Below are 25,087 nucleotides of genomic sequence, written 5' to 3'. Positions count from 1 at the left end.
TTGCTGCGGATCTGGAAGGCCACGATCAATTCCCGCAATGGTCTTGCCTTTGCGTTCCGCTCGGAGCAGGCCGTCCGGGAGGAGGTTGTTGCGCTCCTCTTGTCGCTGCCGCTCGCCTGGTTCGTCGGCGCGACCGCGACGCGCTCGGTCGAGCTGGTGTGTTCAGTTGCGTTCGTGCTGGTGGTCGAGCTGCTCAACACGGCGATCGAGAAGCTCGCCGATCGCCTGACCATGGACCATGACAAGCAGATCGGCCGGGTCAAGGACATGGGCTCCGCCGCGGTCGGCGTCGCCCTCCTGATGGCCGGCGCGTTCTGGATCCTTGCCATCGTCGAACGATTGGGCTTCGTCTAGCCAAGGGATCGGAGCGCGGCGGCCATGACCGAACGTCTCAACGCATTCGCGGTCACGCTCGCCCAGCTCAACCCGACCATGGGCGACATCGAGGGCAATGCAGCCAAGGTGCGGGCCGCGCGCGCGCAGGCGATCGCCGACGGCGCCGATCTCGTGCTGTTTCCGGAATTGTTCATCGCCGGCTATCCGCCGGAAGATCTGGTGCAGAAGCCGGCCTTTCAGGCCGCCTGTCGCGCCGCGATCGAGAGCCTCGCGCGCGAGACCGCCGACGGCGGGCCTGCGATGCTGGTCGGCACGCCGTGGGTCGAGGACGGCAGGCTCTACAATGCCTGCGCGCTGCTCGACGGCGGCCGTATCGCGAGCTTGCGCTTCAAGTGCAATCTGCCGAATTACGGCGTGTTCGACGAGAAGCGGCTGTTTTCGCGCGGGCCCGCGGCCGGCCCGGTGACCGTGCGCGGCGTGCGGATCGGCGTGCCGATCTGCGAGGACATCTGGCTGGAGGAGTCCGAAGACTACGAGAACGTGGTCGAGACACTGGCCGAGACCGGCGCCGAGATCATCCTGGTGCCGAACGGCTCGCCATACGCCCGCGATAAGAACGACGTGCGCCTGTCGGTGGCGGTGGCGCGCGTCACCGAGAGCGGGTTGCCGCTGGTCTATCTCAACCAGGTCTGCGGCCAGGACGAGCTGGTGTTCGACGGCGCCTCCTTCGCGCTCAACGGCGATCTCTCGCTCGCCGCGCAATTGCCCGCTTTCGCAGAGACGACCACGACGCTGCGTTTCACCAGACATGGCGACGATTGGCGCTGCGCGGGGCCGATCGCGCAGCTGCCCGAGGGCGACCACGCCGACTACGCCGCCTGCGTGCTGGGCCTGCGCGACTACGTCGCCAAGAACGGCTTTCCCGGCGTGCTGCTCGGCATCTCCGGCGGCATCGATTCGGCGCTCTGCGCGGCGATCGCGGTCGATGCGCTCGGCGCCGACCAGGTCCACGGCGTGATGCTGCCCTATCGCTACACCGCCGCACATTCGATCGCCGACGCCGGCGAGCTCGCCGGCCATCTCGGCATCCGCTACGAGGTGCTGCCGATCGCCGAAGCCGTGACCGGCTTGGAGACAATCTTGTCCGGCATCTTCAAGAACCTGCCGCCCGATATCACTGAGGAGAACCTGCAGGCCCGCACCCGCGGCACGCTGCTGATGGCGATCTCCAACAAGACCGGGCTGATGGTGGTCACGACAGGCAACAAGTCGGAAATGTCGGTCGGCTACGCCACGCTCTATGGCGACATGAACGGTGGCTTCAATCCGATCAAGGACATCTACAAGACGCAGGTGTTTCGGCTGGCAAGCTTGCGCAATGCCTGGAAGCCGGACGGCGCGCTCGGGCCTGCGGGCGAGGTCATCCTGCCAGACATCATCACGCGCCCGCCGAGCGCGGAGCTGCGCGAGAACCAGAGCGACCAGGACTCGCTGCCGCCTTACGAAGTGCTCGATGCCATCCTGCAGCGTCTCATCGAACGCGAGGAGCCGCTCGATCAGATCATCGCGGCCGGCTTCGACCGCGAGACGGTGACCCGCATCGACCATCTCCTCAACGTCGCCGAATACAAGCGCCGCCAGGCCGCGCCGGGCGTGAAGGTGACGGCTCGGAATTTCGGCCGCGACCGCCGCTATCCCATCACCAATCGCTTTCGCGACAAGGGCGAGGGGCTGCCGGTGGCGGACGAGACGCTGGTCTCGCGCGGCAGCAGGGCGTCGATCGACGCGTTCGAGGGGTAGGCTCCGGCTTTTGCGGATTATCGCTTCCGCACCCGCAAGCGAGATGGGCGTTATTGTGCCCTCGCCCCTTGCGGGAGAGGGCAGCACCGCAGTCGAAACAAACTCATTCGGGTGAGGGGTTCTATCCACGTACTCATTTGGACATGTGAGCGCGGACAGAACCCCTCATCCGGCGCTCCGCGCCACCTTCTCCCACAAGGGGAGAAGGGAACAAAAACCTACTTCTGCTGCTGCGGCAGGAAGCTTGGCCCCACCGAGCGGATTGGCTTGTTCTCGGTCGATGTCGCCGTGCCCGTGTCTGCCGGCGGCGTTGCGGCCGGAGCGTTCGCTGTCGTCGGCGCCGGGGTCGTGCCCTTCTTCGCGGTCGTCGCAGGCGTGCCCTTGCCGAGCCGCTGCTGCTGCATCTTCTTGGCGCTCTCCTCGGTGACGATGATGTCACCCTGCTGCTCGGCTGCCGCCTTGTCGTCGGCCGATTTCAAGGCGTCGGCCCAGGTCTGTCCCGCCGCCTTGCAGGAGCAGGACGGGTTGAACTCGCTGCGGAATTTGAACGCGGTCGGCAGCGCCGTGTAGGGCTGGCCGCTGGTGGAGACCGCGGAGTTCATGTCTTCGCCGGGATTGCGGTGGGTGTAGAGCACGGCTTCCGCGGCCGGGCACAGCGCCTTGCAGGTCTTCTCGTCGTCGGGGAAGCGCGCCGGCACGGTGGCGAACGAGACCGGGAAATAGGCGCCGTCGCAGGTGCGCACGCACACGGTGCGGTAGGTGCCGGATTGCGGGCCGAGATCGGAGGGCGGGCCGCCTTGCGGATTGTTGGGATTGTTGCCGCCGAACAGATTGCTCAGGAAGTTGCCGCCCTGCGACTGCGCCGCGTTGGCGTATTGCGGACCGCAATTGTTCTGCGCCAGCGCCGCCAGCACCGAGCGGCGCTGGCTGTCGCGCTCCGGGCTGAAGCCGCCGGGGCCGCCGCCGCGCAGGCGTTCGAGATTGCCGGTGATCTGGTCCAGATTGGCGCGCATCTGCTGGATCTGGGTGTTGACCGGACCGCATTGCGCCGACTGGCCGTTGAACAGCGAAAAGAAGCCGGAGGAATCGCAGCCCATGCGCTTGGCCTGCATGGTGACGCGGTCGAGCTCGGCCTGCTGCTTGGCCTGGGAGTCCTGGTAGCGGCGGATCTGGTCGTCGCGCGCGGGATCACCGCCGCCGCCCCCGCGATCGAGCGCGGCGAGCTGGCCTTCCAGTCGCACGCACATCGGATTGGGGCCAAGCCCATTCTGGCCGGGTTGAGGCGGCGGACCGGGCGGGCCGGCCTGCGCGAAAGCGCCGGTGGCGAGCACGACGGTGCTCAGAAGCACGGTGCAGGCAGAGATCAAGCGGGCACGGGAGAGAGACAAAAATTCAGGCATATCCGCCATTCTAGCGAGGTCACGGCCCCATGTGACATTGGAGGGCCGAAGCGCGCCCTCCCATAGCCGCTTCCCGCGGGATCGTCACGTCGTTTCGGGGCCAAAGACCGGGCCTAAGATACGCCAGTTCCGAGCGAATTCAGCGCTGGCAGGTGATTGCGACATATTCGTCGCAATGGCCATGCGAGCAGTTTGCGCCGGTTTTGGGGACAGAGCCGGTAATTTCGTCGGGATCGATCCGGCGATAGCTCGATGCCTGGGCAAAATCCCGTGACTGGCAGTAGGTCCGTGCGACCTGTGCACCGCATTTGTCGCCCTTGGCCAAGCAATGATCGACGCCGTAGCCGTCCGCCTGGTTGGGAATAATGAAGACGCGGGTTTCGGCGAAAGCGCTGGATGCTGAAATGATGGAGGCGCAGGAAATGAGCGCGAGCAATGATCGCATGAGAACACCGGAGGCAAAAAAGCAGGAACTGCCAGTTCCAGAATGGGCGCAAATAGTTAAGGATCATGAACCATTAAGGCCGGCGAGGGGGAAGCGCGGAGACAAAACGGCATTTCCGCGGCACTCTTGACGCGGGGCCGCCTCATAGCCCATATGTTCCGCCATGAACGGTCTCCTCGTCATTTGCGCCATTTGCCGCGAGATTACGAGCTAGCGATTCGCTGGCTGGAGCCGTCTTTTCTCAAAACCATTGAGAGCACTGGACGCCCGGCCAACAGCCGACGGGTATCCATATGGAATTGCGCCTCTACGATACGCTGACGAAGGAGAAGCGGCCGTTCGTGCCGCTCGATGCCAACGACGTCCGCATGTATGTCTGCGGACCGACCGTCTATGACTTCGCCCATATCGGCAATGCACGGCCGGTGATCGTGTTCGACGTGCTGTTTCGGCTGCTGCGCCATCTCTATGGCGAGGCGCACGTCAAATATGTCCGCAACATCACCGACGTCGACGACAAGATCAACGACCGCGCCGCGCGCGATTTTCCCGGCCTGCCGCTGAACGAGGCGATCCGCAAGGTCACCGAGCAGACCGGACAGCAGTTTCACGCCGACGTCGATGCCCTCGGTGCGCTGCGGCCGAGCGTCGAGCCGCGCGCGACCGAGCATATCGGCGAGATGCGCGAGATCATCGAGAAGCTGGTCAAGGGCGGCTTTGCCTATGCCGCCGAGGACCACGTGTTGTTCTCGCCGCAGGCGATGAACGCGGCCAATGCCGGCCTGCCGCGTTACGGCGCGCTGTCCAATCGCTCGCTGGACGAGATGATCGCCGGCGCCCGCGTCGATGTCGCGCCTTACAAGAAGGACAACACCGATTTCGTGCTGTGGAAGCCGTCGAAGCCCGGCGAGCCGTCCTGGCCGTCGCCGGCCGGCATCAAGGCCGAGGGCCGTCCCGGCTGGCACATCGAGTGCTCGGCCATGGCCTGGAAGCATCTCGGCGAGCATTTCGACATCCATGGCGGCGGCATCGATCTCGTGTTCCCGCATCACGAGAACGAGGTCGCGCAGACTTGCTGCGCCTTTCACCGCGAGCGCATGGCAAACTACTGGATGCACAATGGCTTCCTGCAGGTCGAGAGCGAGAAGATGTCGAAGAGCCTCGGCAACTTCATCACGATCCACGAGTTGCTCGCGGATTGGCCGGGCGAGGTGCTGCGCCTGAACATGCTGAAGACGCATTATCGTTCGCCGATCGACTGGACCATGAAGTCGCTGGAGGAGAGCGCCAAGACGCTCGACGACTGGTATCGCGTCGCGGCCGACGTCGCGCCGGGCAAGCCGGCTGCGTCCGTGGTCGATCCGTTGCTCGACGACCTCAACACGCCGCTCGCGATCGCGGCGCTGCACGGCCTGCGCAGCAGCGACGTACCCGCGCTGGCGGGTTCATTGCGGATGCTCGGCTTCCTGTCCGAAAGCGCTGCGCAGTGGGAAGGGCGCAAGCAGCAGGCCAGCGGCGTCGATGCCAAGGAGGTCGAGCGCCTGCTCTCGGAGCGGACGGCGGCCCGTGGCCGCAAGGATTTTGGAGAGTCCGACCGAATCCGCGATCTGCTCGCCGCGATGGGCGTCGCGATCAAGGACTCCAGGGACGGGACGACCTGGGAGGTTGTGCGATGAAGCGCCCCGACACGCCGTTTCCGCGGCACTGGCTCTATTACATCGCGCTCAAGATCCTGTTGCTCGGCGCCGCGATCGCGCTGGCGCTCAAGCTCTATGGGATATGGTGAAGACCATGGGACAGACTTTGCCAAAGCCCGGCCTGCGGCCCTTCCTGCCGGCTGATGTGCAGGTCCTCGCCGCGATCTTCACGGCCAGCATCGAGGAGCTGACCGGCGAGGACTACAACGAGGCGCAGCAGCAGGCCTGGATGGAGGCTGCGGACAGCGAAGAGTTCGGCAAGCGGCTTGCTGCAGACCTGACACTGGTTGCGACGCTGGAGGGCTCGCCCATCGGCTTCGCCTCGTTGCACGGCGCCGATCACCTCCGCATGCTCTATGTGCATCCCGCCGTGACCGGGCAGGGCATCGCGACCATGCTGGTCGACGCGCTGGAGAAGCTTGCCGGCGGCCGCGGGGCGACCAGCCTCTCGGTCGACGCCAGCGATACCGCGCAGGGCTTTTTTGCCAAGCGCGGCTACGTCGCCATGCAGCGCAACAGCATCACCGTCAACGACGAGTGGCTGGCCAACACCACGATGAAGAAGACGCTCGGGGCCGCGTCATGAGCAAGGAGCGCCTCTATCTGTTCGACACCACGCTGCGCGACGGCGCGCAGACCAACGGCGTCGATTTTACGCTGGCCGACAAGCAGATCATCGCCGCGATGCTGGACGATCTCGGCATCGACTATGTCGAAGGCGGCTATCCCGGCGCCAATCCGACCGACACCGAATTTTTCGGCAGCAAGCCGAAGCTCAACCATGCGCGCTTCACCGCCTTCGGTATGACGCGCCGGGCAGGGCGCTCGGTCTCCAACGATCCCGGTGTTGCCGGACTGCTGGAAGCGAAAGCCGATGCGATCTGTTTCGTCGCGAAGTCCTCCGCCTATCAGGTGCGCGTCGCACTGGAGACGACGAAGGAGGAAAATCTCGCTTCCATCCGCGACAGCGTCGCGGCGGCGAAGGCGGCCGGCCGCGAGGTCATGCTCGACTGCGAGCATTTCTTCGACGGCTACAAGGAAGATTCCAGCTTCGCGCTCGCCTGCGCCAAGGCCGCCTATGAGGCCGGCGCGCGCTGGGTGGTCTTGTGCGACACCAACGGCGGCACCATGCCGAACGAGATCGAGGCGATCGTCGCCGAGGTGACGAAGCACATCCCCGGCGATCATCTCGGCATCCACGCCCATAACGACACCGAGCAGGCGGTGGCGAATTCGCTCGCCGCTGTGCGCGCCGGCGCGCGGCAGATCCAGGGCACGCTGAACGGCCTTGGCGAGCGCTGCGGCAATGCCAATCTCTGCTCGCTGATCCCGACCTTGAAGTTGAAGCAGGAGTTTGCCGACGCCTTCGAGATATCGGTCACGTCGGAGAAGCTGGCGACCCTGGTCAAGGTCTCGCGCACGCTCGACGACATGCTCAACCGCGTGCCGAACCGGCATGCGGCCTATGTCGGCGAGAGCGCCTTCGTCACCAAGACCGGCATTCATGCCTCCGCCGTGCTGAAGGACCCGCACACCTACGAGCACGTGCTGCCCGAGACGGTCGGCAATCACCGCAAGGTGCTGGTGTCCGACCAGGCCGGCCGCTCCAACGTCATCGCCGAGCTCGACCGCGCCGGCATCGCCTATGAGAAGAGCGATCCGAAGCTGACGCGGCTGGTGGAGGAGTTGAAGGAGCGCGAGGCGGCCGGCTACGCCTATGAATCCGCCAACGCCTCGTTCGACCTCCTGGCGCGCCGCACGCTCGGCAAGGTGCCGCATTATTTCGAGGTCGAGCAGTTCGACGTCAATGTCGAGCAGCGCTATAATGCGCTGGGTCAACGGGTCACCGTGGCACTTGCCGTGGTCAAGGTCGACGTCGCCGGCGAGCATTTGATTTCGGCCGCTGAAGGCAACGGCCCCGTCAACGCACTCGACGTCGCGCTTCGCAAGGACCTCGGCAAGTACCAGAAATACATCGAGGGGCTGGAGCTGATCGATTACCGCGTGCGTATCCTCAATGGCGGCACCGGCGCGGTGACGCGCGTGCTGATCGAGAGCAGGGACGAGAACGGCGACAGCTGGACCACGGTCGGCGTGTCGCCGAACATCATCGACGCCTCGTTCCAGGCGCTGATGGATTCGGTGATCTACAAGCTCGTGAAGTCCGGCGCGCCGGCGTAGGCGGTCGCCACAAACGCCGTCATTGCGAGGAGCGAAGCGACGAAGCAATCCAGAATCTTTCCGCGGAGGGATTCTGGATTGCTTCGATTCGCTCGCAATGACGGGGAGGCTGCGATGGACTGCAGCTCTTAGAGCTTGCGCGCCACGTCCGGGGCGAGCTGCTTTTCGGCCTCGGCGAGCTGGGCCACCGCGGACTTCAGCTTCGGCAGGATCTCCTCGACGCGATCGGCCTTGAGGATGTCGACCGACAGGCCGGCGCGGATGAACTCGGTCTGGCGCATGTGCGACAGCAGCGAGAACAGCGGCTCCCAGAAATTGTCGATATTGGCGAGCAGCACGGGCTTGGCGTGACGGCCGAGCTGCTTCCAGGTCAGTTGCTCGACCAGCTCCTCGAGCGTGCCGACGCCGCCCGGCAATGCCACGAAGGCGTCGGAGCGTTCGAACATCAGCCGCTTGCGCTCATGCATGTCGGGAGTGACGATCATCTCCTGCACGCGCGTCAGCGCGTTCTCGCGCTTGCGCAGGAATTCGGGGATGATGCCGGTGACGGTGCCGCCGTGATCGAGCACGGAGGTCGCGACCGCGCCCATCAGGCCGACCGAGCCGCCGCCATAGACCAGACGGACGTTGTTCTCGGCGAGCGCCTTGCCGAGCGCCTTGGCGCCTTCGGTGAAACGGGGATTGGTTCCCGGGCCGGAGCCGCAATAGACACAGACGGTTTTGATGGTGCTCATTGGTGCCATGATGCATTGCAGCGAAAGGGCGTCAAGCCCAATCGGTGATTCGGAGCATCCGGAAATCTACCGGTAAATGGCGACAAACAATCGAAGATTCGCCATCTGGCGGGGTGCGTTCGGCTCCGGAAGCTTCTATATGACGAGCGAAAATCGTTAATCGCAACGCAGCCCGCATCCGGCGGGCTTTCAGGCTGTTTTGATGACTCATCCCCATTCGCCCCATGGCGCCGAAGCGCCCGAGCCGGCCGGCGGACCGCTGGAACGGGCCACGCTGATGGGCACGCTGGCGCATCTGTGGCCCTATATCTGGCCGGGCGACCGCTTCGACCTGAAGATGCGTGTGGTCTGGTCGATGGTGCTGCTGCTCGCCGCCAAGCTGATCACGCTCACGGTTCCATTCAGCTTCAAATGGGCGACCGATGCGCTGACCGGCGCCAACACCGCGCCGGTGCAGCCCGACAATTGGCACCTCTGGGTGATCGCCTCGCCGTTGCTGCTGACCGCGAGCTACGGCGTGATGCGCATCATGATGGCGGTGTTGACGCAATGGCGCGACGGCATCTTCGCCCGCGTGGCCATGCATGCGGTGCGCAAGCTTGCCACCATCACCTTCATTCACATGCACGAACTCTCGCTGCGCTTTCACCTCGAACGCAAGACCGGCGGCCTGACGCGGGTGCTCGAGCGCGGCCGCGAGGGCATCGAGGTCATCGTGCGCATGGTGATCCTCCAGCTGATCCCGACCATCGTCGAGGTCTCGCTGCTGATGGCCGTGCTGCTCTGGCAGTTCGACTGGCGCTACGTGGTCGCGACCCTGATCACGGTGACGGTGTACATGTACTACACCTACATCGCGACCGAGTGGCGGATCGGCATTCGCCGCAAGATGAACGATTCCGACACCGAGGCGAATACCAAGGCGATCGACTCGCTGCTCAACTACGAGACCGTGAAATATTTCAGCGCCGAGGCGCGCGAGGCGCAGCGCTATGACAAGTCGGTCGCGCGCTACGAAGAATCGAGCGTCCAGGCCTATACGTCGCTCGCCGTGCTCAACACCGGACAGGCGGTGATCTTCACGATGGGGCTGACCGCGACCATGCTGATGTGCGCAATCGGCGTGCGCAACGGCACCAACACGGTCGGCGATTTCGTTCTGGTCAACGCCATGATGATTCAGCTCTACCAGCCGCTGAACTTCATGGGCATGGTCTATCGCGAGATCAAGCAGGCGATCATCGACATCGAGAAGATGTTTGGCGTCCTCGGCCGCGAAGCCGAGATCAAGGACGTGCCCGATGCGAAGCCGCTGGTGGTCTCCGCCGGCAATGTGCGTTTCGAGGACGTGCGCTTTGCCTATGAGCCTGCGCGCCCGATCCTGAAGGGCATCAGCTTCGAGGTGCCGGCCGGCAAGACGGTGGCGATCGTCGGCCCGTCGGGCGCGGGCAAGTCGACCCTCTCGCGGCTTCTGTTCCGGCTCTACGACATCTCCGGCGGCAGGATTTTGATCGACGGCCAGGACATCCGCGAGGTCACGCAGGCCAGCTTGCGCGCTTCGATCGGCATGGTGCCGCAGGATACCGTGCTGTTCAACGACACCATCCGCTACAACATCCGCTACGGCCGCTGGGACGCCAGCGATGCCGAGGTCGAGCAGGCGGCGCAACTGGCGCAGATCGACCATTTCATCCGCATGGCGCCGAAGGGCTACGAGACCCAGGTCGGCGAGCGCGGCCTGAAGTTGTCCGGCGGCGAGAAGCAGCGTGTCGCCATCGCGCGGACCGTCCTGAAGGCACCGCCGATCCTGGTGCTGGATGAGGCGACGTCGGCGCTCGACACCCATACCGAGCACGAGATCCAGGGCGCGCTCGAGCGGGTGGCGAAAAACCGCACTTCGCTGGTGATCGCGCACCGGCTTTCGACCATTGTCGGCGCCGACGAGATCATCGTGCTGGACCAGGGCCGCATCGCCGAGCGCGGCACCCACGCCAAGCTGCTCGCGCAGGGCGGCCTCTATGCCAGCATGTGGAACAGGCAGCGCGAGGCCGAGGCCGCGCGCGAGAAGCTGGCCAAGATGGCTGATACCAGCGAGGCGCCAAACCGGGAGCCGCCGCCGGTTCAGGACGCCCTGACAGCGCCTGCGGCCGCGGAGTGACCTTGTCTCCGGTCCCAACTCTGGCCTAAACAACCGCGCGGGGCACCCCGCGTGCCATCAACCCTCAGGCGGCAGATAGTGATGTCCATTCTCGATTCGATCCAGCGTCAGATCCCGCCGATCCACAAGGAGGGCTATCCCTTCATCGGCGGCTTTGCGCTGGCGAGCCTGATCCTGTTCTGGCTGTGGTCGCCGCTCGGGTGGATCGGCACGATCCTGACCGTGTGGTGCGCGCTGTTCTTCCGCGACCCCGTGCGGGTGACGCCGGTGCGCGAGGGGCTCGTGGTGTCGCCGGCCGACGGCCGTGTCTCGATGATCACCATGGCGCTGCCGCCGGCCGAGCTCGGGCTCGGCGACCGCCCGCTGCCGCGCATCTCGGTGTTCATGAGCGTGTTCAACTGCCATGTGAACCGCGCCCCCTTGGCGGGCAGGGTGGACCGCATCGCCTACCGGCCCGGCCTCTTCATCAATGCCGAACTCGACAAGGCGAGCGAGGACAACGAGCGTAACTCGCTGGTGATCACGACGCCGACGGCACGGATCGGCGTGGTCCAGATCGCAGGGCTGATCGCCAAGCGCATCGTCTGCTTCGTCAGGGAAGGGCAGGCGATCGGGGCCGGTGAGCGCTTTGGCCTGATCCGCTTCGGCTCGCGCCTCGACGTCTATCTGCCCGTCGGCACCAAGGCGCTGGTCTCGGAAGGGCAGACCGCAATCGCAGGCGAGACGATTTTGGCCGACCTTGCCGGCGACGACCCGAGCCGCGCCTTCCGCGCCAATTAACCAATAAGTCGGTCCATGAGGGCCTTCCGCCGCAATGGCGGAGGGGGCGGGGCTTGCTATATCTCGCCTTGAGGTGAGGACGATCCATGACGCCCTACGACTCCAGAGATCCAGACGTGCGCCGCCGCCGGTTCCGCCCGATCCCGGTGCGGATGCTGGTGCCCAACGTCATCACGCTGCTGGCGATCTGCGCCGGCCTGACGGCGATCCGGCTGTCGATCGAAGGGCGGATGACGCTCGCCGTCTATGCCATCGTGTTCGCGGCCGCGCTCGACGGCATCGACGGCCGCATCGCGCGGCTGATCAAGGGCCAGTCCAAGTTCGGCGCCGAGCTCGACAGCCTCGCCGATTTCGTCAATTTCGGCGTGGCCCCCGGCCTGATGCTGTATTTCTGGCAGCTGCACGAGCTCGGCAATGCCGGCTGGATCGCGGCCATGGTGTTTGCGATCTCCATGTGCCTGCGGCTTGCCCGCTTCAACGCGACGCTGGACGATCCGAACAAGCCGGCCTTTGCCGCCAATTTCTTCACGGGCATGCCGGCGCCGGCCGGCGCAATCACCGTGATGTTGCCGATCTATGCCGCGTTCCTGGATCTGGGCCGCTGGCCCGCGTCGCTCACGGCCGGCTACACGCTGTTGATTGCCTTCCTGATGGTGTCGCGCCTGCCGGTGTTCTCCGGCAAGAGCATGCGCATGCGGGTGCCGCCGGAGCTGGTGCTGCCGGCCTTCGTCGCGGTGATCTTCTTCATCGCGCTGCTGATCAGCTATCCCTGGTACGTGCTCTCGATCGGCACGGTGCTGTATCTGGCCTCACTGCCACTCGGTTTCAAATCCTATCGCGACCAGGCCCGTGCGATGGAAACCGCCGCGCCGGCAGGAGGAGGCGAGGTCCCGTCGCCGCCCTCCGCGCCGACGCTGGCAAATCTGGCGGAGCCGCCGGACGAGGACGACCGGCCCGGACGGCTGCACTGAACGACAAGACACGGATATCTGCCATGAGGGCGTGCTGAGTTGGGTTGAAGCCTGATCTCGGCTATATCGCCTGTGCAGGCGGCACCGCGCCAACAGCGGCCGCCAATCTGGGAGAGAACGCCGTGACCAATTCCGCGACCGGGCCGCTGCCCGCTTCCGTCCTCGAAGCGCTGGGCCGCTACGACACCCCGACGATCTGCAATGCCATGGAGATCGTCGCGCCCGAGCGCCGGCTGATCGGCTACACCACCAAGCAACTCGTCTGCCCGTTCCCCGATCTGCCGCCGATCGTCGGTTACGCCCGCACGGTCGCGATCCGCTCGGTGCTGAAATCCTCGCTGCCGGCCGAAGAGCAGTCCAAGCGCCGCATCGACTATTACGAATATGTCGGTACCGGCCACGGTCCGCGCATCTCGGTGATCCAGGACATCGACGGTCCCGATGTCGGCTACGGTGCGTTCTGGGGCGAGGTGCAGAGCAACGTACACAAGGCGCTCGGCTGCCTCGGCGTCATCACCGACGGCTCGATCCGAGACATCCCGCAATGGGCCCCGGGCTTCCAGGCGCTGGCCGGTTCGATCGGCCCGTCGCATGCGTGGGTGCATGCGGAGAGCTTCGGCGGCGAAGTGCGCGTCGCCGGCATGACCGTGAAGTCGGATGACCTCATTCACGCCGACCAGCATGGCGCGATCGTGATCCCGCTCGACATCGCCGCGAAGCTGCCTGAAGCGGCCGAACTCTGCGGCCGCCGCGAGACGCCGATCCTCGAGATTGCCCGCAGCCCCGACTTCTCGCTGGAGAAGCTGAAGGCCGCGCTGAAGCGCTCCGCGGAAATTCACTGAGCTCCTGACTTGCCAGCCATGTCGCCGGCTCGCGCGGGCCGGCGACATGGGTGTGGTCCTGACGCGCAAGACACATCGCATCTCAAGACAAATCGCTTCTTCAGAAGCGCCTGGCCATTCCAGACATCGGCCTGCACGAGACGCCGAGGTTTTCGTCGCATGGCGACGTCATCATGGTTAGCGAAGTGTTGAGATTCATGTCGCTGTACGGCAATCGCGGTACCATCAGCAGCGGCGGGACACGCTGTCCGGACTTAACCTTTACGCGTCTTTAATCGCGGCTCACTAGGGTTTCCAATGCGGTTCGGGGTTGGGCCGCGCCACCGGCCAGGACGGCCGTTGTTGCGTTCGCGTTGGAGTCTCCCATGGATATCATGACGGGCGCCGGGCTTGTGGGCGGCCTCGCAGTTATCGCGCTGATGGTGTTCATGGGCGGCGATCTGCACATGTTCATCAGCGATCATGCGGCGATCATCATCTTCGGCGGCTCGGCCGCTGCGACCATGATCCGCTTTCCGCTCTCGGTGCTGATGCATGGCCTGCCGCTCGGCATGAAATTCGCCTTCACGATGAGCCGGCTGTCGGCGCACGACCTGGTCGACGAACTCGCCCGCATCGCCGAGATCGCCCGCAAGCAGGGCCCGGTGGGGTTGGAAAAGGTCGAGACTGACGAGCCGTTCCTGGCGAAGGGTATCCGCTACGTCGCCGACGGCTACGACCTCGATTTCATCAGGGACAATATGGAGCGCGACCGCGACAACTTCCTGCTGCATCTCAACGAAGGCAGCAAGATCTACCGCGCCGTCGGCGACTGCGCGCCTGCGTTCGGCATGATCGGAACGCTGATCGGCATGGTGCAGATGTTCTCGAACATGTCGGATCCCTCGAAGCTCGGCCCGTTCATGGCGACCGCCCTGCTGGCAACTCTCTACGGCGCGCTGGTCGCGAACCTGCTCTGCCTGCCGATCGCCGACAAGCTGCATGGCAAGCTGATCGACGAGGAAACCAATCGTACGCTGATCATCGATGGCATTCTGATGATCCGCGACTCCAAGAGTCCGACGTTGGTGCGCGAGATGCTGCTGGCCTATCTGCCCGAAAAGCACCGCCACGCCGAAGGCGAGCCGGTTCCGGCGTAACGCCGGACGCCGGGATCTGACAGATGGCAAAGAAGAAACGCGAAGAAGCTCACGGCGGCCATGGCTGGTTCGTGACGTTTGCCGATCTGATGGCCTTGCTGCTGGCGTTTTTCGTGATGCTGGTCGCGTTCTCCACCCAGGACTCCAACAAGCTGAAGATCGTCGCGGGCTCCATGCGCGAGGCCTTCGGCGTCCAGAGCGAGGCGCGCTACGCCGGCATCATCGAATCCGACGGCCTGCCGACCCGCGCGCGGCTGAAGAACGTCGACCACATCCAGCCTGAGGAGTCGTCGAACACGCCGACGCCGGACCAGGAGGATCACGACAAGACGTCCGGCGCGAGGCTCAAGGTCGACCGCGGTTTCGCGCTCGCCGCAGCGTCGCTGCGTCAGGCCTTGCAGGACATGCCGGAACTGACCGAGATGTCCAAGCACATCATGTTCGAGGAGACCAAGCAGGGCCTCAACCTCGAGATCGTCGACCAGGACGGCCGCTCGATGTTCGCGGACGGCTCAAAGGTGCCCTATGACCGCACGCGCCGCCTGATCGAGAAGCTCGCCATTCCGCTCAAGGCCACGCCGCTCCGCGTCTCCATCGCCGGCCACACCGCAGCCGGTTTCGTGCCGAGCCGCAGCGACTACGGCGCCTTCGATCTGTCGGCCGATCGGGCCAATGCAGTGCGCCAGATCCTCGAACGCGAGGGCCTGCCGCCGTCGCACGTCTTCGCCGTTTCGGGCAAGGCGGACACCCAGCCGCTGTTTCCGGACGACCCCTCGCTGGCGGCCAACCGCCGGGTGACGATCACCCTGATGCGGGAAGATCCGCCGCTGCCGCCGAATTTGAAGCCCTAGAGGTCTTGCGCTACCATCTTACCTGAGGCATGTCGTCGCGCTGGTGGCAACCGTTGCTGCGGCGTCACAGCATCTGCCTCGCCGCCTGCTAAGGTGCTGTGCCGATTGACAGCCGCGCCGGAAGCGTCGAAAGGCGCCGGATCAATTCCAGGGACGAAGCGTTTTCCATCCACATGACGGCGAGCATCACATCGACCGAGACCCAGGAAGGGCCGGTCACTTCGGGCTTTTGGTCCCTTACGCTCGGGAGCATCGGCGTCGTCTTTGGCGATATCGGCACCTCGCCGCTCTACGCATTCCACGAGGCGGTCAGAGGCGCGGCCCACGGCGAGCCGGTGTCGCGGGTCATGGTGCTCGGCGTGCTGTCGCTGATCCTGTGGGCGCTCTTTATCGTCGTCACCGCCAAATACGTCCTGCTGCTGCTGCGCGCCGACAATAACGGGGAGGGCGGCACGCTCTCGCTGATGGCGCTGGGCCAGCGTGCGCTCGGGCGGCGAAGCTGGTTCCTGCTCGCGCTCGGCGTGGTCGGCGCCTCCATGTTCATCGGCGATTCCATGATCACACCGGCGATCTCGGTGTTGTCGGCGGTCGAAGGTCTCAAGCTCGCCACGCCCGCCTTCGAGCACTATGTCGTGCCGCTCACCGTCTTCATCCTGGCGCTGCTGTTCGCGGTCCAGAGCAAGGGGACGGCGCTGGTGGCCTCGGCCTTCGGCCCGGTGATGGTGATCTGGTTCACCTGCCTGGCGGTGATGGGCATCGTTCACATCGCCGACGATCCGTCGGTGCTGGCCGCTATCAATCCCTATTACGCGCTGCAATTCCTGCTGTCGCACGGCACGATCGGTCTGGTCACGCTCGGCGCGGTGTTCCTGGCGGTGACCGGTGGCGAGGCGCTCTATGCCGATCTCGGCCATTTCGGCCGCAAGCCGATCCAGTCCGCCTGGATGTTCTTCGTGCTGCCGTCGCTGCTGATCAACTATTTCGGACAGGGCGCGCTGGTGCTGTCCGATCCCAGCGCGATTGAGCATTCCTTCTACAGCATGGTGCCCGAGTATCTGGTGTTGCCGCTGGTCGGACTTGCGACCGCGGCGACCGTGATCGCGAGCCAGGCGGTGATCACCGGCGCCTATTCGCTGGTCTATCAGGCGGTGCAACTCGGCCTCTTGCCGCGCTTCGAGGTGCGCTACACCTCCGAGACCCATGCCGGCCAGATCTATCTGCCGCGCGTGAACCGGCTGCTGCTGATCGGCGTGATGCTGCTGGTGTTGTTGTTCCACAGCTCCAGCAATCTGGCTTCGGCCTATGGCATCGCGGTCTCCACCACCATGGTTGCCGACGGCATCATGGGGTTTGTCGTGATCTGGAAGCTGTGGAACTGGCGTGCCGCGACGGCGGCTGCCGTGATCGTGCCTTTCGTCGTCGTCGACATGACCTTCTTCAGCGCCAATCTGCTCAAGCTGCTCGAGGGCGCCTGGGTGCCGCTGCTGTTCGGCGTCGCCATGGCCGGGACGATCTGGACCTGGCGGCGCGGCTCGGCGATCCTGATCCAGAAGACGCGCCGGATCGAGGTGCCGCTGGACGACCTGATCAAAAGCCTGGAGAAGCGGCCGCCGCACATCGTCAAGGGCACCGCGGTCTTCCTCACCAGCGATCCTTCCTTTGTGCCGACCGCGCTGCTGCATAATCTCAAGCACAACAAGGTGCTGCACGAGCACAACGTGATCTTGACCATCGAGACGGCGCATACGCCGCGGGTCGATCTGGTGGATCGGTTCAGGATGGAGAAGGTCAGCGAGAAGTTCTCGAAGGTCCGGCTGAGGTTCGGTTACATGGAGCAGCCGAACGTGCCCAAGGCACTCGCGATCGCGCGCAAGCAGGGCTGGCAGTTCGACATCATGTCGACGTCATTCTTCGTGTCACGGAGGTCGCTCAAGGCCTCGGCGCAGTCCGGCATGCCGCTGTGGCAGGACCATTTGTTCATCGCGCTGAGCCGGTCCGCCAATGACGCCACCGACTATTTCCAGATTCCCACCGGGCGGGTGGTTGAAGTCGGCACACAAGTCACCATCTGATTGCAATCGACGGACTTATGCGATTTTTGCATGGTGAGGGCCCAGAAACGGGCTAGGCTATGCCGGCAGCGCAGGACTATAAGCCGCGCGCTCTTCCGCCGTTGTGCAGTGAAGCATTTTAGAGGCCACTGGGCTCTCCCATGACAAGTGATATAGCGATTTCCGCCCCGGAAACGGCGGCGGCCAATGGGCATGGCGAAGCCCATACGACCGCCCGTTTCGGTGCGCTGACGCTCGGCAGCATCGGGGTCGTCTACGGCGATATCGGCACCAGCCCGCTCTATGCGTTCCGGGAAGCCGTGATGGCTGCGTCGGGGACTGAGGGGGCGCCGACCCAGGCCGCCGTGCTCGGCGTGCTCTCGCTGATCCTGTGGGCGCTGCTCGTCGTGGTGACCCTGAAATACGTCGTGATCCTGCTCCGCGCCGACAACAACGGCGAAGGCGGCACGCTCGCTCTGATGGCGCTGGCGCAGCGCGCGGTCGGCACTGGCGGGGCGACCATCGTCATGCTCGGCATCATCTCCGGCGCGCTGTTCTATGGCGATGCCGTGATCACGCCGGCGCTCTCGGTGCTGTCGGCAATTGAAGGCATGAAGGACGTCACGCTGCGGTTCGAGCCCTACATCGTGCCGCTGACGGTGGTGATCCTGGCCTGCCTTTTTGCCGTGCAGTCGCGCGGCACCGCCCGGGTCGCGGCCTTCTTCGGCCCTGTGATGTGCGTGTGGTTCGCGGTGATCGCACTGGCGGCGATCCATCCGATCATCGAACAGCCGCAGGTGCTGTATGCGCTGAACCCGCTCTACGCCGTGTCCTTCATGCTCCACCACGGCATCATCAGCTTCGTGACGCTGGGCGCGGTGTTTCTGGCCGTCACCGGTGCCGAGGCGCTCTATGCCGATCTCGGCCATTTCGGCAAACGGCCGATCCAGACCGCGTGGCTGTTCATCGTGCTGCCGTCGCTGGCGCTGAACTATCTGGGGCAGGGCGCGCTCGTGCTCGGCGATCCCGGCGCGATCGTGAGCCCGTTCTTCCAGCTCTTCCCGCAGGGTTTTTTCCGCGGCTGCATGGTCGTGCTCGCCACCGCCGCCACCGTGATCGCGAGCCAGGCGGTCATCACCGGCGCCTATTCGCTGACACGCCAGGCGATTCAACTTGGCCTGCTGCCGCGCTTCGAAATTCGTCATACATCGGAAGCCCATTCCGGCCAGATCTTCATCCCGCGCATCAACCAGTTGCTGCTGGTCGCGGTGGTGCTGCTGGTGCTGCTGTTCCGTTCCTCCAGTGCGCTCGCCTCGGCCTATGGCATCTCCGTGACCGGCACCATGGTGGTCACGGCGATGATGGGCTTTGTCGTGATCTGGAAGGTCTGGAAGTGGTCGCCGTTCGCGGCCGCCGCGCTGATTGCGCCGTTCCTGTTCCTCGACCTGACCTTTCTCTCCGCCAACCTGCTCAAGGTGTTCGAAGGCGGCTGGGTGCCGCTGGCGCTCGGCGCGCTGATGATCATCCTGATGTACACGTGGCGGCGCGGCAGCCGGCTGCTGTTCGAGAAGTCGCGCAAGCTCGAATTTCCGCTCGCCGATCTCGTGGCGATGCTGGAGAAGCGGCCGCCGCAGCGGGTGCCCGGCACCGCCGTGTTCCTGACCAGCGATCCGCTGAGCGCGCCGACCGCGCTGATGCATAGTCTGAAGCACTACAAGGTGCTGCACGAGAAGAACGTCATTCTCACCATCGAGACCGCGCAGACCCCGCGCATCGACCCGGCCGAGCGGGTGAGGCTGGAGCAGATCAGCCCGACCTTCTCCAAGGTGACGCTGAAGTTCGGCTTCATGGAATCGCCGAACGTGCCGAAGGCGCTGGCGATCGCCCGCAAGCTCGGCTGGCAGTTCGACATCATGTCGACCTCGTTCTTCCTGTCGCGCAGGGCGCTGAAGCCCGCCGCCCATTCCGGCATGCCCCGCTGGCAGGACCGGCTGTTCATCTCGCTCAGCCGCTCCGCCAACGACGCAACCGACTATTTCCAGATCCCCTCCGGCCGCGTGGTCGAGGTCGGAACGCAGGTGACGATCTAGCCGCCTGAGGCGAAATTCGCGATCGCGGATGCGCGCGAGGCCGCATCGCTGTGGTAGCGATGAAGGGCCGCTGCTGGACTCGAATCATCGGCCGTGCGAGACGAAAATCGATGCCGTCCGGCGTGATCGGTCAGGCCATGATCAGGTAAGGCGCGATGGATGGGGAGCCAGCGTCTGGCAATTGGTCAATCGACGGCGATGAATTCGTCGTCCTTGTCAATCATGACGCGCAATATGCGATCTGGCCGGCTGCCAAGCCGATTCCAGCTGGCTGGAATCAGGCACATTCGGCGGCGCAAAAGGCCGACTGTCTGGCCTTCGTCGAAAGCTGCTGGATCGACATGCGTGCCGGCAAACTCCCGGACCGGACCGTCCAGCGTTGAACGGTTGAATCTTGCAGATCCGCGGGAGCTTCGGTGTGATGAGGGAAGCGTCGATTGCGCCAGAACGCTTTCCGCTGTCGGTTGCCCAGCGTGACATCTGGTTTGGACAGCTGCTCGATAAGACGGGCTGTGTCTACAACATAGGCTTGTACACCGAGATCGTCGGTGAGCTGGATCTGCGGACGCTGGCGACGGCCGCCGAGCATGTCGTCGACCACACCGAGTCGCTCCGCCTCAGATGTTATGCGCGCGACGACGCGCTATGGCAGGAAGTGGTTGCGGCTCGCGGCGAGATACTGTCGATCATCGATGTCAGGCAGGCGCCGGATCCGTCGGCAGCAGCGGTCGGTCGGATCAATTCGGAGCTCCGCCGTCCCTTCCGGCTGGAGACCGAGCCGCCGTTCCGCTGGCTGCTGCTTCAGACCGCTGATGCGCGCTGGCTTTGGGGCCAGATCTATCATCACATTGCCTTCGACGGTCAGTCGGCCTGGATCGTCGGCAATCGCCTGGCTGAAACCTATTCAGCGCTGCGAGAAGGGCAGTCGTGTCCCGACTATCCGCTGGGCGGCACGGCCGCGATGGCGAGCGAAGCGCAGGCTTATCGTAAGTCATCCCGATGTGACGACGACCGCCGCTACTGGAAGACGACTCTCGCCGGCGCCGAAAAGATGAGCAGTTGGTCCGCGACCGGTGCCCGCGCCGGCGGCTCGTCCGATGCCGTTCTGCGCGAGACCTGCTATTTGCCGGCGTCGGTCTCCGATCAACTGCGCGAACTGTCACGACAGGCCGGGATCAGACCCGAGCACCTGCTGATGGCCGCCGCCGCGGTCCTGCAATCGGTCTATCAGGGGCAGCACGAGGTCGTGCTCGGCACGCAACTGCTGGGCCGCCTGGCAAGCGCGGCGCGAGCCTTCCCGGCGATGGCGTCGAACGAATGCCACCTGCGGGTCAATGTTTCGCCGGGACTTGGCTTCGATGCGGTCGCCAGGGATATCTCGCGGCAGATGCGGCTTGCGCTGCGCCATCAAGCCTATCGCTTCGAACACGTCCGCAACGATCTGGGGCTGCGGCCGGGCGAGCCGGACTATTTCAGCCTGTCCGTGAACATCATGCTGGTGGACCAGGATCTGCAGTTCAGCGGCGCGCAGTCATCATCGCACTATCTCTCTTACGGTCCCGTCCGCGATCTGTCCCTGAGCCTGATCGACAACAAGGCGGAGGGACGATTGCGCATGGATCTCGATGGCAATGCCGCCCTTTATCGTCGGACGGATCTGCAGTCGCATTTGTCGCGGATCGTCGCCATCGCCGCACAGATCGCGACAACAGGCTTTCCCGTCGGTGCGCTCGCGCTGCCGGTCGACATCGACGAGCCACGCGCCGATCCGGTGACCACCACTACCGCAGCAACGATCGGCAAGACGCTCCCTGACGTTCTGGCTGCTGCATTCGCCGCCGCCAGCGGCAGGGTCGCCATCGTCGGCGGTGGCCAGTCGCAGACCTATGACGAACTCGACAAGCGCTCGAACCGCCTCGCACGTTATCTCATCGATCGCGGCGTTGGCCCGGAAACAGTGGTCGCCATCGGACTGGACCGCAGTCTGGAAGCGGTGGCGGCCGTGCTGGCGGTGCTGAAGGCGGGAGGCGGCTGTCTGCCGCTGGACCCACAACATCCAGCCGAGCGGCTGAGCCATATGATCGCGGACAGCGGCGCTCCGGTCGTGCTCACTCAGCGCGGCACTGCGGACATTTTCGCAGGGCACGACATTGCGGCAATCGTGCTTGGCAATGGTGCGGTGGAAGAGGGGATCGCGGCGTGCGACCCGGAGCCATTGAGCCAGTCGGACCGGTCGGCACCGTTGCAGGCGCAGAACATTGCGTTCCTGATCTACACCTCTGGTTCGACAGGCAGGCCCAAGGGCGTGGCGCTCACGCATCAGAACCTGGTCGGCAAGCTCGGCGACCAGCTTGGCCTGTGGGATGTCGGGCCATCGTCGCGTTTCGTGTTCTCCAGCTCGATGAGTTTTGATCCGAGCATCCATCAGATGCTCCTGCCGCTGGTGGCGGGAGCAACCTGCATCGTCCTGTCGCCGGCCGAGACGAGTGATCCGGCGCTGTTCATGCGGTCGGTGGTCAATTTGGCCGCCACGCATATCGATGTCGTTCCGTCATTCGCCGCCGTGATCGCCGATTCCATTCCGATCGGATTGTCCACGCTTCGTGTGTTGATCCTGGGCGGCGAAGTGCTGCCGGCGCCGTTGCTGGAGAAGCTCCGTTCGCGCCTGCCATCCTGCCGGTTCTTCAACATGTACGGGCCGACGGAGGCCTGCATCGACGCAACAGCGTTCGAGATTGCCGCCGTTGCCGTTGACCAGGCCATTCCGATCGGTCGCGCCCTGCCGAGCTACGGCGTCCACATCCTCGACGAATGCCTGCGCCCAATGCCGCTCGGGGTTGTCGGAGAGATCTATATCTCCGGCGCTGGCCTTACCCGGGGATATTGGCGGCGGCCCGGATTGACGGCCGAGCGTTTTCTGCCGTGTCCGTTCGGCGCAGCCGGGGAGCGCATGTATCGTACGGGCGATCGCGCCTATCGCGATGCGGATGGAGAGATCGTTTTCTGCGGTCGCAAGGACGAACAGGTCAAGCTTCGGGGTGTGCGGATCGAACTGGCAGAAATCGAGCTAGCGTTGCTGGGGCAGGCCGGGGTTGCCGAAGCGGCGGCGATCTTCGACGACAGCAGTGCGGATGCGCGCCTGGTGGCTTATGTGGTGCCGTCCGGCGACGTCCGGCTCGACGGCTCCGGTTTGCGCGCGGTGCTGGTCACCACGCTGCCGCCGGTGATGGTGCCGTCGGTCGTGGTCGTGCTGGAAACCATGCCGCTCCTGCCCAATGGCAAGCTCGACCGCAGGTCATTGCCGAGAGGCCAGCGGGACGTGTCGGCTGATCGTGTTGAACCCGAGAGCGATCTCGAGGCGGACATTTGCCGGCTGTTCGGTTCGCTCACTGGCGCCGACCGCGTCACCGTGCTGGACAATTTCTTCTTGCTCGGCGGGCACTCGCTGATGGTGATGCAACTGGCCTCGCGTCTGCGGGCCGACCATGGCCGCGAACTGCCGATCGAGCTGGTTTTCGACAATCCGACCCCGAGGGCACTGGCGAAGGCGATCACCGCGCGCGAATTCGCCGCGGCCCATCACCAGCTCGTGCGTCTGCGCGTCTCCGGCTCGCTGAGGCCGCTGTTCTGCGTCCCTCCCGCCGCGGGGCTGGCCCAAGTGTACTATCGCATGCTGGACGGCCTCGACGTCCGAATTCCCGTCTATGGGCTGCAGGCGGCTGGTGTCGTCGATGCGGCGCCGCCGCCCGGGTCAATTGCCGACATGGCGCGGGGGTATGTCGACGCCCTCCGGACTGTGCAGCCTCGCGGTCCCTATCATTTGATGGGCTGGTCGTTCGGCGGGGTTGTCGCCCACGACATGACGCGCCTGCTGGAGGCCGAGGGTGATGAGGTGGCTGTTCTGTTTCTGATTGATTCCTACTTCTCCAACGTCAGCGCCGACGTCGCGGGTCCCCGCACCGTGCCGGGCTCGATGCTGGGAGGAGAGGGGGATGCGTCGCTGTCCGGTGGCGACGAAACGTCGGAGGACCTGCTTGACCGGATCGCCGCGGCTTTCGAATGGAGCGGTCGGCTGCTTGCGGACCATACGCCGCGTCGCGTCCGCGCGCCTCTTGTCTTCGTCCGCGCCACCGACAATCTCGATGCGGATCTAAGCTCGTCGCTCGGGGCGGTGACCAGCGGCGCCATCGAAATCGTGGGGGTGGACGCCGGCCACTATTCGGTGTTCGAACCGCCGCACGCGGCCAGGATTGGCGCCATCCTGAGCCGCAACATGATCCGGGCAGCGACCCGAGGATCGTGATCGGAAGCGGCGGCCGAACCCGTCAATTCGTCGGTCAGGCCGGACGACCAACCGGGGTGAATGCGACATCGAGCGCCTTGATGCCGGCAATGAAGTTCGACCGCAGCAGCTTCGGGGCGCCGATGGCGTGAATGTCGGGCAGCGTCGCGAGCAGTTCCTCGAACAGGATCGTGATCTGCATCTCGGCGTATCGCCAGCCCAGGCAGTGATTGATCCCCGAGCCGAACGAGATGTGGTTCGGCGCGTCCTTGCTGCAATAGCGATCGACCTTGAACTGCATGGCATCCGGCCAACGACTGTCGTCGCGATTGGCGGACTTGTACCAAAGCACGACCTTGTCGCCTTCGCGAATGTTCTGGCCTGCCAGCACGGTATCCCGGGTGGCGGTCCGGCGTGCGTGAATGAGCGGCGTGGCCCAGCGCACGAATTCCTTCGTTGCCTGGGGCACCAGGGCGGGATCGGCCTGAAGTTTGGCGCGCTCGGACGGATTCTCGGTGAGCGCGACGATGGATCGCGTCATCGTATGCCGTGTGGTTTCGTTGGCGGCGACCACGAAACTCGCGAAGTTCTCGCAGAGTGCATCGAGGTCCAGCGGCTTGTTGTCGATCGTCAGGCGGGTCACGACGGTCAGGAAATCGGTCCGGTCCGATCCCGCCCGCTCCTTGATGAGCGCCTCGACATACCGGTCCAGCGCGCGGACGCACTGAATGCGGTGGTCGATGGATGGAACGTAGTCATCGTCGTCGTCTCCGATCATGGCGTTCGACCATGTCATCAGTGTCGTCCCGTCAGCCTCGGGGACCTCGAGGAGGTCGGTCAGCAGGCCGGCGGCGACGGGATTGGCGATCTCCGAGACGAACTCCGCGCGCCCCCGGGGGGCGATGCCGGCGATCAGACGCCGGATTCGCTGCCGGGCCCTGTCCTTGAAGGTCGCAACCGCTTCGGCGGAGAAGACCGGCTGAAATGCCTTCCTGAAGGTGGTGTGGTCCGGCGGGTCGATGGCAAAGATGTCCGGACGGGGATTGGCCGTCACGTCCTTGGCGTCGAAGATGCGCATTCCGCCCCGCCTGTAGTCGGTGGAGAAGACGTCACGGGCGCGGGTGACGGCCTCGACATCGTCGAAGCGGGTCACCGCCCAGAAGCCGGGGCCGCCGACCTCCGGATTCCAGTAGATCGGATCGTTGTCGCGCAGCTGCTTGAGCAGCTGATACTGATCGGGACGGGAATGAAAATCGGGATCCTTCAGGTCGATCGCCGCGTGCCCGTCGCCCACCGACTTGCGGAATGCGGGATTGGGCATCACTGAAGC

19 protein-coding genes are annotated in these 25,087 nt (G+C 64.8%); 15 read left to right on the top strand and 4 right to left on the bottom strand.

Annotated elements, in window-relative coordinates:
• A complete protein-coding gene (locus F8237_RS03340; protein WP_151642390.1) occupies positions 1–354 on the top strand; it encodes a diacylglycerol kinase in 354 nt (117 codons plus the stop codon).
• Between the two features lie 24 nt (positions 355–378).
• The gene (locus F8237_RS03335) at positions 379–2,136 is read left to right on the top strand and encodes an NAD+ synthase (RefSeq protein ID WP_151642389.1); all 1,758 of its coding nucleotides are present in this window, start codon (positions 379–381) and stop codon (positions 2,134–2,136) included.
• A gap of 218 nt (positions 2,137–2,354) precedes the next feature.
• Here F8237_RS03335 and F8237_RS03330 read toward each other — a convergent pair whose 3' ends face one another.
• The gene (locus F8237_RS03330; protein WP_151642388.1) at positions 2,355–3,545 is read right to left on the bottom strand and encodes a DUF2865 domain-containing protein; all 1,191 of its coding nucleotides are present in this window, start codon (positions 3,543–3,545) and stop codon (positions 2,355–2,357) included.
• 130 nt (positions 3,546–3,675) lie between these two features.
• Positions 3,676–3,981: a hypothetical protein gene (locus F8237_RS03325; RefSeq protein WP_151642387.1), complete on the bottom strand. Its 306-nt coding sequence runs from the start codon at positions 3,979–3,981 to the stop codon at positions 3,676–3,678.
• 293 nt (positions 3,982–4,274) lie between these two features.
• Here F8237_RS03325 and cysS point away from each other — a divergent pair, with 293 nt between their 5' ends.
• The 3 genes from cysS to cimA all read left to right on the top strand — a co-directional run bounded on the left by cysS (position 4,275) and on the right by cimA (position 7,859).
• Entirely contained in the window at positions 4,275–5,657 is a 1,383-nt protein-coding gene (gene cysS / locus F8237_RS03320) for a cysteine--tRNA ligase (RefSeq protein ID WP_151642386.1), read from the top strand.
• A 115-nt stretch (positions 5,658–5,772) separates the two neighbouring features.
• Positions 5,773–6,264 carry a GNAT family N-acetyltransferase gene (locus F8237_RS03315; protein ID WP_162005853.1) on the top strand — a complete coding sequence of 164 codons (492 nt, stop codon included), beginning with the start codon at positions 5,773–5,775 and terminating at the stop codon, positions 6,262–6,264.
• On the top strand, positions 6,261–7,859 hold the full coding sequence (cimA, locus tag F8237_RS03310; RefSeq protein ID WP_151642384.1) for a citramalate synthase: 1,599 nt from the start codon (positions 6,261–6,263) through the stop codon (positions 7,857–7,859). The genes F8237_RS03315 and cimA overlap by 4 nt, the downstream gene beginning before the upstream one ends.
• A 128-nt stretch (positions 7,860–7,987) precedes the next feature.
• Here the strand turns inward: cimA and F8237_RS03305 are convergent, their stop codons facing one another.
• On the bottom strand, positions 7,988–8,593 hold the full coding sequence (locus F8237_RS03305; protein WP_162005852.1) for an LOG family protein: 606 nt from the start codon (positions 8,591–8,593) through the stop codon (positions 7,988–7,990).
• Between the two features lie 202 nt (positions 8,594–8,795).
• On the opposite strand from F8237_RS03305, the gene F8237_RS03300 reads away from it, so the two are divergent.
• The 10 genes from F8237_RS03300 (at position 8,796) to F8237_RS03255 (ending at position 23,778) form a co-directional block, all read left to right on the top strand.
• Positions 8,796–10,751, top strand: a complete 1,956-nt coding sequence (locus F8237_RS03300) for an ABCB family ABC transporter ATP-binding protein/permease (RefSeq protein ID WP_151642382.1) — start codon at positions 8,796–8,798, stop codon at positions 10,749–10,751.
• 75 nt (positions 10,752–10,826) lie between these two features.
• Positions 10,827–11,531, top strand: coding sequence for a phosphatidylserine decarboxylase (locus F8237_RS03295; protein ID WP_259172404.1), 705 nt, complete (start codon positions 10,827–10,829; stop codon positions 11,529–11,531).
• An 86-nt stretch (positions 11,532–11,617) separates the two neighbouring features.
• Positions 11,618–12,502 (top strand): CDP-alcohol phosphatidyltransferase family protein, encoded by an 885-nt coding sequence (locus F8237_RS03290; protein WP_151642380.1) that lies wholly within the window; start codon positions 11,618–11,620, stop codon positions 12,500–12,502.
• Positions 12,503–12,624: 122 nt separating this feature from the next.
• The gene (locus tag F8237_RS03285; RefSeq protein WP_151650445.1) at positions 12,625–13,344 is read left to right on the top strand and encodes an RraA family protein; all 720 of its coding nucleotides are present in this window, start codon (positions 12,625–12,627) and stop codon (positions 13,342–13,344) included.
• 365 nt (positions 13,345–13,709) lie between these two features.
• On the top strand, positions 13,710–14,483 hold the full coding sequence (locus tag F8237_RS03280; protein ID WP_015686922.1) for a motility protein A: 774 nt from the start codon (positions 13,710–13,712) through the stop codon (positions 14,481–14,483).
• 23 nt (positions 14,484–14,506) lie between these two features.
• Positions 14,507–15,334, top strand: a complete 828-nt coding sequence (locus tag F8237_RS03275) for an OmpA/MotB family protein (protein WP_151642379.1) — start codon at positions 14,507–14,509, stop codon at positions 15,332–15,334.
• Positions 15,335–15,507: 173 nt separating this feature from the next.
• Positions 15,508–17,406 carry a potassium transporter Kup gene (locus F8237_RS03270; RefSeq protein WP_162005851.1) on the top strand — a complete coding sequence of 633 codons (1,899 nt, stop codon included), beginning with the start codon at positions 15,508–15,510 and terminating at the stop codon, positions 17,404–17,406.
• A 140-nt stretch (positions 17,407–17,546) separates the two neighbouring features.
• Complete coding sequence (locus tag F8237_RS03265) at positions 17,547–19,475, top strand: potassium transporter Kup (protein WP_151642377.1); 1,929 nt, start codon at positions 17,547–17,549, stop codon at positions 19,473–19,475.
• A 155-nt stretch (positions 19,476–19,630) separates the two neighbouring features.
• The gene (locus F8237_RS03260; RefSeq protein ID WP_151642376.1) at positions 19,631–19,858 is read left to right on the top strand and encodes an MbtH family NRPS accessory protein; all 228 of its coding nucleotides are present in this window, start codon (positions 19,631–19,633) and stop codon (positions 19,856–19,858) included.
• Positions 19,859–19,896: 38 nt separating this feature from the next.
• Positions 19,897–23,778, top strand: a complete 3,882-nt coding sequence (locus tag F8237_RS03255) for a non-ribosomal peptide synthetase (RefSeq protein WP_151642375.1) — start codon at positions 19,897–19,899, stop codon at positions 23,776–23,778.
• Positions 23,779–23,812: 34 nt separating this feature from the next.
• On the opposite strand, the gene F8237_RS03250 is transcribed toward F8237_RS03255, so the two are convergent.
• Positions 23,813–25,078 carry a cytochrome P450 gene (locus F8237_RS03250; protein ID WP_162005850.1) on the bottom strand — a complete coding sequence of 422 codons (1,266 nt, stop codon included), beginning with the start codon at positions 25,076–25,078 and terminating at the stop codon, positions 23,813–23,815.
• Positions 25,079–25,087: the final 9 nt, after the last annotated feature.

The organism is Bradyrhizobium betae, from assembly GCF_008932115.1.
In the GTDB taxonomy this organism is placed as follows: domain Bacteria; phylum Pseudomonadota; class Alphaproteobacteria; order Rhizobiales; family Xanthobacteraceae; genus Bradyrhizobium; species Bradyrhizobium betae.
The sequence above is the reverse complement of the archived record's forward strand: the minus strand, read 5'-3'. Positions and strand labels throughout refer to the sequence as shown.